The 15,137-nt window shown below is 51.1% G+C and carries 14 protein-coding genes; all 14 read right to left on the bottom strand.

All coding sequences use genetic code 11. The features are described 5' to 3' along the window. Positions 1–222 precede the first annotated feature (222 nt). Positions 223–1,722, bottom strand: coding sequence for a terminase family protein (locus tag BLQ88_RS29850; RefSeq protein ID WP_090156684.1), 1,500 nt, complete (start codon positions 1,720–1,722; stop codon positions 223–225). Further along, on the bottom strand, positions 1,703–2,344 hold the full coding sequence (locus tag BLQ88_RS29855; protein WP_090156685.1) for a hypothetical protein: 642 nt from the start codon (positions 2,342–2,344) through the stop codon (positions 1,703–1,705). Before BLQ88_RS29855 ends, BLQ88_RS29850 begins: the two co-directional genes overlap by 20 nt. Next, positions 2,331–2,720 (bottom strand): hypothetical protein, encoded by a 390-nt coding sequence (locus BLQ88_RS29860; protein ID WP_090156686.1) that lies wholly within the window; start codon positions 2,718–2,720, stop codon positions 2,331–2,333. The genes BLQ88_RS29855 and BLQ88_RS29860 overlap by 14 nt, the downstream gene beginning before the upstream one ends. 59 nt (positions 2,721–2,779) lie before the next feature. Next, positions 2,780–3,172, bottom strand: a complete 393-nt coding sequence (locus BLQ88_RS29865) for a hypothetical protein (RefSeq protein ID WP_090156687.1) — start codon at positions 3,170–3,172, stop codon at positions 2,780–2,782. A gap of 41 nt (positions 3,173–3,213) precedes the next feature. Then, positions 3,214–3,402, bottom strand: coding sequence for a hypothetical protein (locus BLQ88_RS29870; RefSeq protein WP_090156688.1), 189 nt, complete (start codon positions 3,400–3,402; stop codon positions 3,214–3,216). A gap of 61 nt (positions 3,403–3,463) precedes the next feature. Then, positions 3,464–4,186: a hypothetical protein gene (locus tag BLQ88_RS29875; RefSeq protein WP_090156689.1), complete on the bottom strand. Its 723-nt coding sequence runs from the start codon at positions 4,184–4,186 to the stop codon at positions 3,464–3,466. A 74-nt stretch (positions 4,187–4,260) separates the two neighbouring features. Further along, positions 4,261–5,229 (bottom strand): hypothetical protein, encoded by a 969-nt coding sequence (locus BLQ88_RS29880; protein WP_090156690.1) that lies wholly within the window; start codon positions 5,227–5,229, stop codon positions 4,261–4,263. A 40-nt stretch (positions 5,230–5,269) separates the two neighbouring features. After that, positions 5,270–5,692: a hypothetical protein gene (locus BLQ88_RS29885; RefSeq protein WP_090156691.1), complete on the bottom strand. Its 423-nt coding sequence runs from the start codon at positions 5,690–5,692 to the stop codon at positions 5,270–5,272. A 12-nt stretch (positions 5,693–5,704) separates the two neighbouring features. After that, positions 5,705–6,505 (bottom strand): S49 family peptidase, encoded by an 801-nt coding sequence (locus tag BLQ88_RS29890; protein WP_090156692.1) that lies wholly within the window; start codon positions 6,503–6,505, stop codon positions 5,705–5,707. Between the two features lie 153 nt (positions 6,506–6,658). Beyond that, the gene (locus tag BLQ88_RS29895) at positions 6,659–9,370 is read right to left on the bottom strand and encodes an SGNH/GDSL hydrolase family protein (RefSeq protein WP_090156693.1); all 2,712 of its coding nucleotides are present in this window, start codon (positions 9,368–9,370) and stop codon (positions 6,659–6,661) included. A 17-nt stretch (positions 9,371–9,387) separates the two neighbouring features. Next, positions 9,388–9,810 carry a hypothetical protein gene (locus tag BLQ88_RS29900; RefSeq protein WP_143016959.1) on the bottom strand — a complete coding sequence of 141 codons (423 nt, stop codon included), beginning with the start codon at positions 9,808–9,810 and terminating at the stop codon, positions 9,388–9,390. A gap of 319 nt (positions 9,811–10,129) precedes the next feature. Then, a complete protein-coding gene (locus tag BLQ88_RS29905; protein WP_090156695.1) occupies positions 10,130–10,609 on the bottom strand; it encodes a hypothetical protein in 480 nt (159 codons plus the stop codon). A gap of 72 nt (positions 10,610–10,681) precedes the next feature. Further along, positions 10,682–14,470: a tape measure protein gene (locus tag BLQ88_RS29910; protein WP_090156696.1), complete on the bottom strand. Its 3,789-nt coding sequence runs from the start codon at positions 14,468–14,470 to the stop codon at positions 10,682–10,684. A gap of 23 nt (positions 14,471–14,493) precedes the next feature. Next, positions 14,494–15,120 (bottom strand): hypothetical protein, encoded by a 627-nt coding sequence (locus tag BLQ88_RS29915; RefSeq protein ID WP_090156697.1) that lies wholly within the window; start codon positions 15,118–15,120, stop codon positions 14,494–14,496. Between the last annotated feature and the right edge of the window lie 17 nt (positions 15,121–15,137).

The raw sequence follows: 15,137 nt of genomic DNA on the forward strand, positions 1-15,137 counted from the left end.
ATTTTGAAAAGTTGCACCTTTTTTTGTGGGACAAAAATTACAACCTGCTGAAAATAGGCCAATTACGCGCCGAAATAATTTTTAAAAGCCCAAAAATCCCGAGATCAAGCCCGCCCTTTCGCATTTTGGCAATTGCCAAAAAAACGATTTTCGAATATCTGAAAGCGCCCTCAGGCCGCCGCGACCTGAGGGGTGGGGTAGGGGTACCGGGGGGTAGGTGGGTCAGATGAATCCGACGTCGAACGATCCACCGCCGCTGTTATCGATCTGCATCCCACCTTGAAGTTTGAACACGACGTAGTAGTCGACCGTGTCACTTAGGTGTGTGGCGTACTGTTGGTCTTCGTCCTTCTTGTTCTCACTCCTCTTGTCCTTGGTGTAGTTGGGTAGGATGGGTGCACGCTGCATGGACACCATCACGCTCTTCGCATCATAGGGGTGGAAGCGCAGGTGCAGGCCATCGTCTCTGGTCTCTTGAAGTACCTCCTTCATGAGCTTGTATGTCTCATCCTTGAAAGGGTTGTATAATAGGGGGCAGCAATATACTGTCCAGCCCGCGTCCTCAAAGACCTGAGTGAATTCGTCATAAAGCGTGATCCAGGTACCATCATTGTTCTGCTTGCTGCTGGCGCTGGCATTGAGACCATTGCGGTCGCCAGTCAGGTAGATGGTGCGGTTAGGGTATGGGGTTAGGCGGGACAGCAACTCGGTTGCAAGGGTCTGGCTCATGTCCTTGTCCGGATCAGGGTCTGTTACAAAACAGCCCATCACACAACGCTGCTCTGCACCCAGATCCTGCCAGACCGAGCAACTGGTGAAATGCGCATTGAAGTCAATGCACGCGGCGACCGGCTGACCAGGTTGGAAAAACTCGTCAATTTCAACGTCGCTATGCCTTTCGTCCAGAGACGAGTAATACGATTTGGGCATTTTAGAAAGGCGCTTGCCTTCCACTTCAACGCCAAATTCCAGCGGGGTGAGCTTCTTTTTTAAGTTATCGATGTAGTTGGATGGTAAAAAAGCCTGATTGTCCCTGGTGGTAATCTGCATGAAGAGGTACCTGCTGGGCTCCTCACGCATCATATCCTCAATATCGAACATCCAGTCGCCTTGTCCGTATGGCGGCGAGCTGAAAACCATGATCATCCAGTGTAAAGGCGAGTTAAATTTCGACTTATTGGCCCGGATACGGCCTTCGAGAATTTTGAGCCATTCGCGTTTGAAAAGCAAGGCTTCATCCATAATAGCAAAATCGTCGTTTCGACCTCGGTGGATGTCAGCAAACATTTTGTATGCGCAAATCTCAATCACCCATCCATTAGGAAAGGCGATGCAGTTTTCCCAGTTGTCAGGTTCCTGATAGGGCGTGTCCCAGTCCTCCGGAGGTTTTCTCCCGACAGCGTAATCGCCCTGGCCGGTTTTGAAGTTGTATTGGCGCAGTCCGAAGTTGTCCTGCCAGACGGATTTGATCCCTGGAAATATTGACCGCTTAAACTGCGTTACCGTTGCGCATGGAAACTGACCTTTTGCCCTGGGGAGCTCTTCTTTCGAAAGGAGCATCATCAGGGCCATTGCGAATGTTTTTCCAGATCCGATACCGCCAATTAGTGCCGCAGTTTTGGTCCCGTCAGCCGTCAGGGTGTAAAATGCCGCCTCAATGAAGTCGGCTTGCTTGTCATTTACTTCAATTTCTTGAATAAGGTCACTCGCCCGAGAGCTCATAGGTTGCTTGCTCGTTTAGTTCGTCAGATTTAACCACGCCATCGGGTGTGATGACCGTTTTGCGCTTGATCACGATTTTGGTCGGTTTTTTCTTCTCATCGGTGCCGATTTTCGAATTATCATAAGCGCCGTCGATCAGCCCCGCTTCTTTCATCACCCGGGTATACTCTTTCATCAAAAGTGAAATTTCCTTTGCGCCGCCGGTGTCTTCCTGCATCAGGGCGAGCCGCATTTCAAGATCGGTCATATCTTCGGCGTCCGGAACATTCGCCAGCGCAACGATCTTGGACATGATCAGCTGGCCAGCGCGGCGGAACTGCTCAGCATACATATACTTGATACCGTCGCGGCTTCGGAGCTGGCGCAGGTCTGCAAAGACCTGGTACGCCATGGCAAGCAGTTCGCGGGCCCGACGGTCTTGCACCTGAATTCGCGGGTCGTTCTTGGCAAGCTTGATTACATCGACGTCCGAAAAGCCGTCCCTGAGCCAGCCACGTATGACATCGATCTTTTGGAAGGTTTCTTGCTGCTGGACAGTCAGCTCCTTTCCATCGAGGAGATGTTGCTGGTAGATATCCATCTCCTCATATACTTTTTGCAGGTATTTGTTATTTTGACGCATAGGTGAGGGTTACGATCTTGTCTTTGAGTTCTTGTTTCAGGGCCTCCATTTTGGCAAGCTGCTCGCGCCATAAGTCGACTTTCTTATGCTCGGGGTTATCCGTTATTTTCTTCTGGTACTTGCAGATATTGCTGTTAAGCCGCGCGAGTTCTACGCGTTGCTCGGCCACTTCGGCAGACCCGGGTAGTGGCGCCAGCAGATCCTGCTCGGGCTTGGGTTCAGGCAGTTTTCCAGTTTTGTCGAAGTATTCGATCGTTTTATGAGTGACAGTCCATTGACTGCGGATCGAGAGAATTTGCGCAACCACCGCATTTGCACCATCGATATCGTCGTCACGGTATTCGTGCAGGGTGTTAGACAAAAGAGCAGCTTCCATGTGCAAGCGGTTCGCCTGCACCAGAAGCTGCTCTTTTTCTCGATTGTCTGGCTGCTGGCTTACGCTTGAAGCACCGGCTGCTCTTCCGTTTTTTTTTCTTCATTTTCGCCGACCGGTACCGCATCACCAGTAGCGGCGGTGGTCGACGGTTGCTCGCTGGTCGGTTGATCGCCTGCCAGATCGGCAAGCGTTGCGACTATTTTGGAAACTTTCCGGTCTTTTTCAGAAATGATATTCTCGCCGGCAGCATCGCCGGGCTTGACGGGGTTTGCCGGAGCAACGTAACCGCCGGTAGTCCCAGAAACCTGTGCATTTTTTTCGACTTTCGAATTTGCCAGGGCATCGTATGCTTCTTTTGCCTGATCGTAAAGGGCCTGAGTTGCATCCGAAGGAGCGGCCCTGAGTCGCATTTCCGCAAGTTGCAGGGATGCTTTTAGTTTTTTGATATCCATGATAATGAAGGGAACGCGTTAGAATTGACGATATGATCAGATCAGGTGGTGGGAGCAGCTACGACCTTCGCAGGTTTTTTGTCTTCCGGCGCTTCTTCCACTTTCACACGCGGATCGCCGTTTTTGGCGAGGATGGCCAGCTCTTTCTGATCCATATCTCTGAGGTATTTGGTGTTACCACCTACGAACACATGGCCTTTTTCATCCTGGCCAACTGAATAAGTTTTCATCGGGTATTTGTTTTAGAGGAAAAAAATGGGAGGTACCGAAGGGTACCTCCATAAGTTAGGCTTAGGCCCCGCCTTCCGGAGCTTCTGCACCGACGAGCGGCTCAACGTCGAAGGTTACAGTCGCATCGAGTGGGAATACCGGCACCATCAGACCGTCCTGCTTCGAAGTGAAAGTAGCTTCCTTGCGGGCGGTGCCTTTTTCAGGCAATACGCCTTTCATTTCGACCATCATGGGAATGTACTTCTGGCCTATAAAATACAGGCGATCGTCATTGCCTTGTACGATGAAGCAAACCGGTGTCTCGTACATGAGTGCAGAGAATTTGACAATGGTCTCATTGTAGCCAAGGATTTTAAATTCCAGGCCCTGGGTGAAACCGGCACCGATTTTCTTTTCAGTGTCGAATTTGGTGGTATCGTACCAGGCTTCAACCTCGATAAACTTCTTGCCGACAACAAGCGGGATTGCGCCGGTGAACTTACCCATCGTTTTGGCAAGTTCGTAGGTCAAAAATTCGGTTGCCAAATCTTCTGCCAAACAGATGTAAAGACGTTTCGCACCGCCGATCGTCAACGTTTGGCACTGGCGCTTGATACCCGCCAAGGCGAGACACCCTGCGACGCCGCTAACATCAATAAATGCGCCTCCGGTGATTTGTTGGATGCCGACCACCGAGAATATGGCCGCAGCAAACCCGATAACCAGGTTGCTTGTGGCAAATGTGACTGCGGACGCCACAAGCACGAGTCCAGCTGCTAACAGGGCTTTTTGATAATTCTTCATTGAGGATACTTGAATGAAAGTGGATAAAAGATTTAAAGCCCACCGGCACCAGGCCGGCAGGCGATAGGGGAGGGTTAGACGTTGTCGTTCAGGAACACCCAGTCCGGCGTCGCGTAGTCGAAACCAAGGCTTGCGCGGATGGACATTTTCCAAGATTTCACGTCTTTCACGATGTTCAGGCGGTATTTACCCGGGTCATCATTGCAGACGAAAAGCATGTTTTTCTTCGGCGCGATCACGATCGTGTCCTTACCGATCAGTCCCGGGTCGACAGTGAACTTCATGTTTGAATAATCGTCCAGGATGGTCGGGCGGTCAGCCGGGCCGACGTGGTCGGGGAACAGCGCTCTACGGTTACGACGGTATTTGTCGTAGTTGGTTTGGGAAAGGTAAACGTTAAGCTCCTCTTTGAGCAGGAGTTCGTCAGCCGACGCAACCAGGTTTGCTACCCCATTTACCTGTGCGTAAGCGTTTGCATCAGTCAGTGCGGCGCCGTCAAAGACATGGGAGGCAACGATGTCACCACCAACGCCACGTCCGGCGGTAAATAGTGTAATAAAACCGTCAGCAAGTGCACCAGCACCTTTACCTGCAGGATTGTATACACCGCCCCAAGTAGTTTTAGTGCGGACAAACTGGAAGTGCTTTCCAATGATGTGACCCAGGAAGAACAGCTCGAATGGGTTGTCGTTCACGTCGTTTAACGTGCGGTTCGGAGCCTTCGTCCATCCCAAATAGCTCTGGTAGATCTCTTTGATCTGGGAAAGTGTGATTTCAAGGTCGATATCGCCTTCCTTGAAGGTTGCAAAACGGCTTCTTACCGCGATCGCTTCTTCTCCTGAGAATGTATCAGATGCTGGCTTCCAGGCATCTTTTACATCTAACTGAACAAGCGGAGCTTTGTCGCGCGTTTTTAAGACAGTAAAATCGTTTCCGAGCGATTCTGCACCGTACGCGACCGCCTCCATGATGATCTCGCCGTTGCCATCGATGGTGCGCAACAGATCTTCTCCGAAATTTTCAAAATTGACAATTTGTGCCATGACAGTATAAAAGGGGGTTATTTACTGGTTTGAGATAGGGTTATTTGTGGGTCTTGTGCCACACGTTAACAGCGTTGTCGTTGTAGCTGGACTTGGCACCCTTGTTGCGACTGTTGTGATCCTGATCAGGGTCCTTGTCGCCTTTGTCAGCCGCCTTTTCGTAATGCGCCTTGTAGGTGTCGCGTTCGCTGGTCGCAGTCGAAAGCTCGGCGCTCAGCGTAGCGATCTGCGTGTCTTTTTCAGCGATTGAAGCCTCCAAAGTTGTGATCTGGGCGGTAGCTGTTTCCAACTCGGCTGTCAGCCGGGTGTTCTCGGTTGCCTGGGCTTCGATATTCTGGTCTATATCAGTCACGTCGGCCGCAAATTCTGCATGCTCTTCGCTGGATAGTTTCTCAGAAATGGCCTTTTCGGATCGGCCGAAAAATCCGGCAATGATCGATGATAAGGTTCTTGGTTTGCTCATTGTGGTATAGAATTAGAGTTTACGTGCGAGTTTGATTGCGTCGGAGAGACTGCCGGTTTTATCCACGAGCCCTAGGCTCAGCGCCTTTGATTTTTTGTACATTTTGCCGGAAAACACTTCGTCGCTTCGTAGTTGGCCTGCACGGCCGCGACGGACATAGCCCTTGAAAACATTCATGGCCGCATCCAGATCCTGCTGAATTTCTGCCTTCAATTCTGGCGTGAGCGGTTCTACGGCATTGATTCGAGCTTTGTCGACCGATTCGCCTGCCCTGAAAATCGTCACTTCGTAGCCTGCCTGTTTTAGCGCTTCGGATTGGTTGATGTAAACCATCAGCACACCGATACTGCCGATTTCAGACGAGCTCGAATTCTCCATCACGATCTGGTCGCATTGGCTCATAGCGAAAACGCATGCGCTGGCCGCCATACCGTTCACGTAGCCTACCGTGGGCTTCGGGAAATATTTGATAGCGTCGGCAAGCATCTCGACGGAATCGACGGTGCCACCTGGCGAATGACCTTTGATTACGATCGATTTTACAGCCGGCTCTTCGGCAGCTTCCTGGATAACTTGGGTTAGGAATTCATTGCCCATGCCACAGTATCCGAAACGGCTCATAGTGCCTTCGATGGGAATCACTGCAACGTCGCCACCGCCAGCTGTGAGGTAACTGTCCAGGTAAGCACGTGCGCGGCTCCAATTGCCGTTTTTGTCGCGGGTTGATATCGCTGCGTCGATGTGACCAGCCTTAAAGTGGGGCGGGATTGGATCGAAGCCGGCCGCGAGCCGTGGAAGGATAATTCCTTCCATGCGGCTGGCGAAGGGTTCATCAATGTACCATAGTCCCGAAAAGGTTTCTGCGTTCACACTGTCGTAGATGTTAGTTATGCACTTAGCAGATACGAAGTAGGTGCATTATCAACCGATCAGGAAGGACGAAAAAGCAGGTTGACCAGCATCGTTTTACGCTTGCGCATAACAAATGGCGTCATAGCCAAGGTATGCGTATGTTCTCACACCCAATGCCGATGGATGGATGTCACTCAGATACAGTTTAGACTGCTTTTCCTTGTAAGTAGTCGCCACTCCCCCCAGGTAGAGTGTCTTTGAAGGCATATTCTCGGTAGGGTATTGCGTAACATCAACCGACGTAGTTTGCATTGCGTACAATCGATGTGGACTCATATGCCATGGGCAGATATAAATCTTTTCCGCTTCGCGGTTGTCAAACAGGGTCAAGTATGCCTCGGTTTGGCTGAGTTTACGGTTTTGGTCGAGATTGGTGTCAATGTTGCGCCGTGAAATCGAAGCAGGAGGCACCGTACATATAATGATCGGAATGGTTGCGCTGTAAGCACGGATCGACGCAACCATCTCGGCGATCTTCGCGCCGGAAGGTGTTGACGGGTTTGTCCCCAGCGCTATGATGATGAAATCCAACGCTCCGATCGCGTAGGTCGTCATGTACTCGCTGAAACTGAAATAAGCATTTGCCGCAGTATCGTCAGGAGAAAACATGAACGGACTGTGCAAGTTTGATCCTCCGGCGTTAACGTCCGCGCGGTCGGCTATCGGTACATAACGGAAAAACGTGCCTTCAGTCCATCCGCCGCGGGCCTCGCTTTTAATGGCTCCGCCTCCATAGTTGGGGGTTCGAATCCCTTTCCAGTTGATTGTGTTGCCGTTTCCGGTAGCCAACGTAGATATTTCTTGCAGAATACCACGTCCTTCCCATCCGCTGTCCTCAAAGCTGTCGCCAATGAAAATGCCGTTTAAAGTTTGTCCAGTTGGGCGAACCTTCGGCGTGCAATTGACAACTTTTGAGCTGATCAGATCAGGCTCGTCGATGGAATTAACGTGCTCATAATCGTAGATTGAGAAAGTCAGGTTTACCGGTGAGCCTGCACCCATGATCTGACCTTCTTCATCGGAGTACTGGTAATTGCTGGTTACCGGGCTTCCGTTGGAAACCAGGCGCGAGACCATCTGAAAGCCATAAGGCTTTTTATTGTACACATGGAAGTACTTGATGATGTTGTTGGCGTAAAACCACAGAGTGGAATCGGCCAATAGGTAGAACTTCGAAGGAAGCACAAAGCGGACATCAGCCCTATCACGCTGCTGATCAGAAACTACTACATTGCTGGCCTTTGAAAGCTTGTAGGCGGTTGCGTTCCAGCCGCCCGCCGCAACTGTGCCATTGCTAAATGGGTCCTGCACCAGGTTCAAGTAACTGATCGTTGCAGGAGCCAAATTCGCATCAGCTGGGCCACTTCCCCAACTGATGTTTACACCAGGCTGGAATGATTTGAAGGAAGCATCCAGATATCCAAAGGTAATCTTGACGGTCTCCTTTAGATTTATCATCCGGCTCATCTGGAACTCATAGTCGGCGGTGCGTTTGTCGAATGGCTGGAAGTGGAATTCTGGCTCGCCTGCCGCGGTCTTAACTATACAGAAAGCATATTTTGCCTTTGTCGTAGCGAAATTGTGCCCAGGGAAAGAAAACAGGTTGAAATCCTGGTTGTTGGTTTTGAAGGAGATGATGACTGCGGACATATTTGCGTGCTGAACAGTCCGGTTCTCCGTGTTTTGGATAGATAACGTCTCGACTTTCGACACAATGCGCCGCTGATAAGTCGCGCGAAGCGGGGGCAAGCTCTCCAGCTTTCGGTTCAAATATTCGGCATAGTCGTCCTGGCTCCGGTAGGTCAATGGAGAAATACCGGTGTGTGATGGAGTCATGTTGGTCTCGCTCGCTCCGTCTTCCACCAGGTTCCAATTCACTGTAACCATGGCAAACTGGTTGCCCGGCCCTTGGAAACGAATGACCTCTGGATATGCACTTGGCACATAGCCGGAAGCAGTCATGCCCATTAGGTACACGGAATTGCTCGGGGAATTGTACTGATAGATGTGCAGCACATATTGTGTCGATCCGCTGGGCTTTTTAGCGAATACACCAACAAAGTACTGCTTTGATGGATCGACGTTATAAAGCTTGATGTCCTGGATCGCAGTTCGGGCCTTTGATCCGTAGGCAATAGTCGCTGTCGGCGAGAAAGGGAGGTTTTTAGCCTTCACATCTGAACCTAACTTTTGAATTGTAACGCCTCCATCGGCAATGCCGTCAGATTTGAAATACCATTTATTGGCGGCAGTACCGCGAAGGCTTCCGGGACCGATCACCGTTCCCACGGCGAAATTGTCGCCGGCAAATACAGCCGGTCCTGGCGTGGTGATATCCAGAGATGGAAGCTTATTAGGGTTTGTCCGCCATGCCGAAGAGTCGGCGGTCAGAGTGGTTGCGTTGTTTGCCTGGTTGGTAGTGGCATTGTAAAATCCCTTCTGGTCAAAGTCACCGGTTACGTTCACCGCCGTTTGCGCGGCCTGCTGAGCCTGATCGCGGAATGTTTGGATTGCTGTGAACTGGTTGTCGACCTGGTCGGCGACGGCTTCGGCCTGAACGAGGGCAGCCTGGATAACCTCCGACGAGTTTAATTCTTCGATGTACTGCACAGCGGTCGAGACCTGACCGCGGATCGCACCCCAGAATGCTTTAAAGAGCCCGCGCACCGAGGCGGCGCTGTTGACTGCGGGAGGATTCGGCGGAGAATCTTTCATGTTGGCGTCAACAATCCCGTTTATTTCATCGTCGTCGTAATTCCAAGGCATAGTCAAGAGGGTAAAAGTTATGAGAAGGATAAATCAAAGCTGTAATCGAATTCCATTTCAGGGAAAATCTCATCGAGATCGATCGTTGGTATGAACTGGACCGGATGCCAGTTAACCATTGTCAGTCCGAGCTGGTGATAACTTTGCTGGGCAATCTGCCGAGACCAAGAGAGCCGCACGCCGTTGTCAGGTTCGCCCAGCATATAGCAGTTGCCGAGCGTGTCGCGGGTAAGCACTACATACCGGCGCTTTGAGTTGGCGTGAACCCAGTTGGTCACATCAGCAGCCGTGCCTTTTAGTTGCCAAGAAAGCGAAGTAGTATATGCAACACCGTCGACGGTCTCGGAGCTGGTTTCAGAAAAGCTGGCGGTTTTGGGACGTAGCCGTATTTGGGTGATCGCCGCGCCTGGCCGGATGCCCAGAGCGCTGATAGTCTGCATAACCGAGTTGCCGGCTGGCGAGAGTACATAGACGATCTCATCTGTTCGTATCAGGTACAGATGGGTGAGAAACCCGGCATTGAATGGGGATTGGCAAGGTTCGCCAATTTGATGTACAGCACCTAACATGCCCGAAAATTACCGGGATTGCAAGGCTGGTAAAAGGACGAAATCGGCCTACTTTTGAAACTGTAATTCAATGAAAAACCGCCATCATTTAATGCATTGGCGGTTTTTTTCTTAAAAATGGGTGGACTTCTTACGCGTTTGCGTTACTTCTTTCGCAAATCCGTTACTTCTTTCGCATTTCCGTTACTTCTTACGCGTAACTTTTTTCCTTTTTCCTGTTGTTTTTGGCGATGTAGTCGCGGTAAATTTTTCTGGCCGTCTGGTAATCTATATCGACATCGCGCTCAATGCCGCGCCGTTTCAAACTCTCCGTCACAAGCGGCCCATAGTCGCACAAGGCAAGTTCATGCCCACCACGCACCTCGCAAATCAATGACCGACGGAAAATCTCGTCCATGTATTGGGCAAGCAATGGAAGCTTGTCATTGGGAACTTCATAAGCCTGGACATGTATGTAATACCTGATCGAAAGAGTTCCAGGATCGTCTGATTGAATCCGCTTTTGGGTGAATGGGATCGGGCGGGAAATCAGGTGGATTAGCTTTCCCAGTTCGCTGTTCTTGTCGACGTGGATTTCGTCAATCCCATTTTTTTTTGTGTAACCATCGTACTCGCTAAAAAAGAACTTTTTGACATATACCGGAAGGGTAACCACGATTTTCTTGACCATCTGAAAGGAGTAGTTTTTGTTGACTAAAGTTAACTATTTCTATACTTATTTCATAGTATTTGGAATGGCATTTTATGCGGCGCTGAGATTGCTGATCGCGCCGATCAGTTGATCAAGTTTCCCATTTGTGTTGGTTGAGTGGACCGCACCTTCTACGTTCCGGACAGCACTCTCGACGCCATTCACCGCGCCTTTGAGCGATTCGGTCGAATTGGCGACTTTGTCCAGCTTTTCACCATTGGAGACGGTGAATTTTAAAATGTCTTTGATTGCTGCAAGCTGTTCGATTCCTTGCTTTTTGGCTTCTTCGTGGGCTGCCGCAGCAGAAGCGGTGTCACCAGTGGCCGACGGGTCATTTGCGTTCACTCCGTTGTATGCGGACATATCTACGCCGGAATCTGCCATTGCTGCATCTGCTTCGGCCTGCGCCGCTGCTGCTTCTTCTTCGGCTTGTCGGGCTGCTTCTTCTGCCTTGCGTTTTTTGGAGCCAAACAGGTACATTCCTCGCTCAAAATAGGGACTTTCAAACATTCCGCCATTCCGGAACGCCATAGGCGCTTTCCCACTAGTAACAGGCGTACTGGCCAGCCCTGGTGTGCGTGCATTTTGAAACATCTTTTGAATAATAGGCCAGTTGGCTTCCGTCTGCTTGGCTGAGATAATCGCTTCATCTCCTTCCATTTCACCCACTTCCCGACCGGACATGCGATCCACTAGGGCGATACCTCCCTCTCCATAAGAACTTCCGTGTTTCCCACCTCTGGCGACAAAGCCACCTTGCTCGAAACTCGGTTCTGGCTGGTTTTTAATCTTGGCAATCTGAACGCCGGTTACAACGGCAGCGGTCGCGGCAAGAATGATGTTTAAAGGGAAAAAGTTAGCGAGCGCCTTCAATACCGCTAATGCGCCGGTGATCAAAGCGGTGGCGATATCGGCTTTCTTTTGAGCGGCAAAAGCCTTTTTCTTTTCAGCAACCTCGGTAGCACGCGCTTTGCGGTTTTCCGCGGCGATCGTTGCTTCCAGGTCTTCCTTGAAAGTTGCTTTCTGCTCGGCTTCGTCCGAGGCCATGACGATCTGCTTCTCCGAGGCTTTGCTTGCTTCTTCCAAAGCTGCCTCGGTGGTTTCAGTCGTAAATTCCGACAGCTCCTCGATCATGGTCGCCTTCGCTTCCGCTTCTTCTTCTGCCAAGCGGATCTTCTCCTCGGATTCTTTTTTTGCCAGAGCGATCTTCGCTTCGATCGCCTGACGCTCGTCTTCGGTTTTGGCAAGATTGGCCAGACGCTGTAAATCCTGGATTTTCTGCTCTTCTGCTGCTTTCATCTGTTGCAGCTGCTCAGAATAGTACTTTTTGAGCGCATCCCGTTTCTGCTCTTCCGTGCTGGTTTCGCTGGTAAGTATACGCTGCAATTCGGCAAGCCGGTCAGTTTCTGCCGATTTGAGGGCTGTAACATAATTGGAGCTACTGGTGATCAGCGACTCGGTAACCGATAGCTCGTTTTGCAGGATTGCGACTTTCTCGTCGCGCTCGCGATTGGCTTCGGCAATCGCTTTCTCTGCTTTCTTTTGCGCAAGATCGTTCAGAAACGCGACTGCTGCCTGCGCAGCTTGGCCAGCAGCTTCATAATTGGCGGTGTCGGCGGCAAGCTTCTGCTGCCAGGCCGTTTTGTGCCCCTGCACCATCGTTTGCGCAGCCGACAAGAATCCGCTCACATCCCCCTGCAACAGGGATTGAAACATGTTGCTATAAGCCTGAACGTTCTCCTGCTTCTTTTGCCGAAGGTCGTCATCGATCGCTTTTTTGTCTGCGGCGGCCTTCGCGTCGGCGGTGATCGATGCCTGATGATAGCGGGCTTCCACGGCCAGGATTGCAGCTGCCGCCTGATCTTTGTCGACGATATCGACCGCGATTCGAGCTTTCTCTGCGGCTTCTTCCTGGGTGAGCTTTTGGTGAAGGAACCGGAGCTCCATATCTAGTCGGTCCTTTGCGATCACCGCCAGCTTCGAAGCGTTGCCCTTGGCCTGTATTTCGCGGAAATCAAGCAGGGTTTGTTCGGCTTGTTTCTGCTGTTCATTGATGAAAGCGGTAGCTGCTAGCCGTTTTTGGTCGTAATCGCGCTCGGCCTGCTCGGCCTTTTGACGGAAATCAGCTTTTGATTTCTCAATTTCGGCGTCGGCATTGCGGTTAATAGACTTGCGCGCCTGTTCCTTTGTTTCTTCATCGGCCAATGAGTCGTTGATGTCTTTCAGCCTTTTCCGGCGCCTCTCGTTGATTTTGGCTTCTTCGGACGCAAGCGAGCTGGCCGCAACTGTGGCGTCGTGTTCGCTTTCCAGCTGTGCAATCAATTCGAGAGCCTTCGCGCGATCATTGCGGACTTTCTCGTCGTATTTGGCTTCGGCATCCTCGTACGCTTTCAGCTCTTTCTCTTTCTCTTTTTTGCGCTTTTCGGCTTCTTTTTTCTGGGCTTCGGTCTGCGCCTCCTGATACTTTTTGCCTTCGGTTTCACCAGCAAATTGCGCATCCTTCGCACGGCCGTTGTCTGACCAGAGCGCTTTAATATCGGTCGCGGTCTTCTGCATGTTGGTCTGCACATGCTTCGAGTAGTCGCTGGCAACTGTTTTTGATTTCTCAAAGCTCTGTTTGGCGGCATCGAAATTACCCTGCAAAAGCTCGTAGGCAGCGGTCGCTAATGATGAAATGCCCTGGCCGGCAGCTGTAAAGAATGCAGACCAGTTATTCCACTCGTTCCGGATACCCAGGCCGACTGTCGTGATCACTTTCCACAGGAAGCTTATCAGGTCAATTCCTTTGTTACACAAGTCCAGAAAGAAAATGAAAACAGGCGTGAGTGAATCCCCGATTTGGGCGCTCAGGCTGGTGAAATTGTCGCCAAGGTTGCTGGATTTGCCCGTCAGGGTTTGCATCATTTCGGCATTCTGTCCGGCCACGCCTTGCATCGCTCCCATGGCGGTGATGGCGTCAAAGATGGCTGCTTCGTTGTTTTTTACAACGGTAGTCTGCCCTTTGAACATCAGCGAAACCTTGTCTCCTTCCTTACTGGCGCGGATACCGAATTCTTTCAAGCGCTCAAACTCACCGGTCTGCGCATCGAGCACCGCTTCAACGAGCTGATCAAAGGTTTTGCCCTGGCTGGCGGCAAGGTCGGTAAGCTTAACCATTTCGGCCTGGGATGGCCGCAGACCGCGATTGACCATCTTGACATACCCATCGGTCAACTCATCGACTGAGAAGGCGGTTTGCGCAGCAAGCTGTTTGAGCGCTTCCATGCTTTGTTTCGCCGCCTTCGGATCGCCCAACGCCGTGGCCAGCACCTTCTCGTACTTTTCGAATTGGGCGGTAGTGGTAAATATCGCCTTCCCTACATCGAACAGCCATTGTGCAATTTGAATCAGGAACATTGCTTTAAAGGCCGTATTGACCGCATTCACGCCGGATGAAATCTTGCTCCAAAGGGATGGGTTTGCAAGGCCCTCGCCTTCCTTTTTCAGCTTTGCTGCCTGATCTTTCGCCTTGCCAAGTTCCTTTTCTACCTCGCCCAGGCGCTTCACATTTTTGATGTAATCCTGGGAGGAACGGTCGGCGTTCTTCATTTCTTTGGCCAGGTCTTTCGCGGCTAGTTCCAGCTGTCGGATGGTCATTTTTGAGACGTCCATCGTTTTGAGCTCCTTGGAAAGCTTTGCCGCCTGATCCTGGGTTTCTTTGAGCTCCTGTTTGTACTTCTTCCACTCATCCGATCCCTTTCCACCCATTTTCTCAATTTCCGTAATGGTTGTTTTGAGTTTGGAGGCATTTTTATTGAGGTCGTCAATGGTTTTTTGGAGCTGCGCGCCTTCGCCTCGCATCTCGAGAGTTAATACGTCACCTATCATTTGTAAGCTGGTTTACGGGCTAATTTGGTCGTACGGGCATTCCACGCGCTTTGAATGCGGGATGCATTGATGTTTTCGGTAGGCAGGTTGATCGTCGTCTCAAAGCCGAAAGCTTCCCGGAATGCCTGCGCGGCGTACAGGTTCGCGGCTGCACGCATGTCTTCGTAGAATTGTGGGATCAGGAACAATTTGAGCTGATCGTTGTAAATCCCGCGGTAGCCGCGCCGGATGTTCGGCGTGGCGCGCAGATAGTACTGGATACCTTTGGCAATCCGATCGATCTTTTCGATCTCGGTCTGCGGGCCGCCTCTTTTGTAGCCAGGTATATAAGCGAAGCGGCTGACGCCGGTACGCTCTACCCAATCAGCAATAGGCCGGATCGGCGGGACCGAGCCATAATTGAGCACTTTCATGTCCTTGATCCGGAGCAGTTCGGAAAAGGAGATATGCGCGCTGATCCAGCCTTTGCCGCGATTGACGGTGCCGGCTTTGATTGAGTCGACCAGGTCGCCGGTGTCAACCACTCCTTCGCGGTTGACGGCGTCTTTAAGGGCGAATTCTACCCGTCTGACGAAGTCTTCGAGTAGTTTGGTAAGGATTGGGCTGTCTTCGAAATCGGCCATTTGCCAACGCGGTTTTT

The sequence above is a fragment of the Dyadobacter soli genome, assembly GCF_900101885.1.
GTDB lineage: Bacteria > Bacteroidota > Bacteroidia > Cytophagales > Spirosomataceae > Dyadobacter > Dyadobacter soli.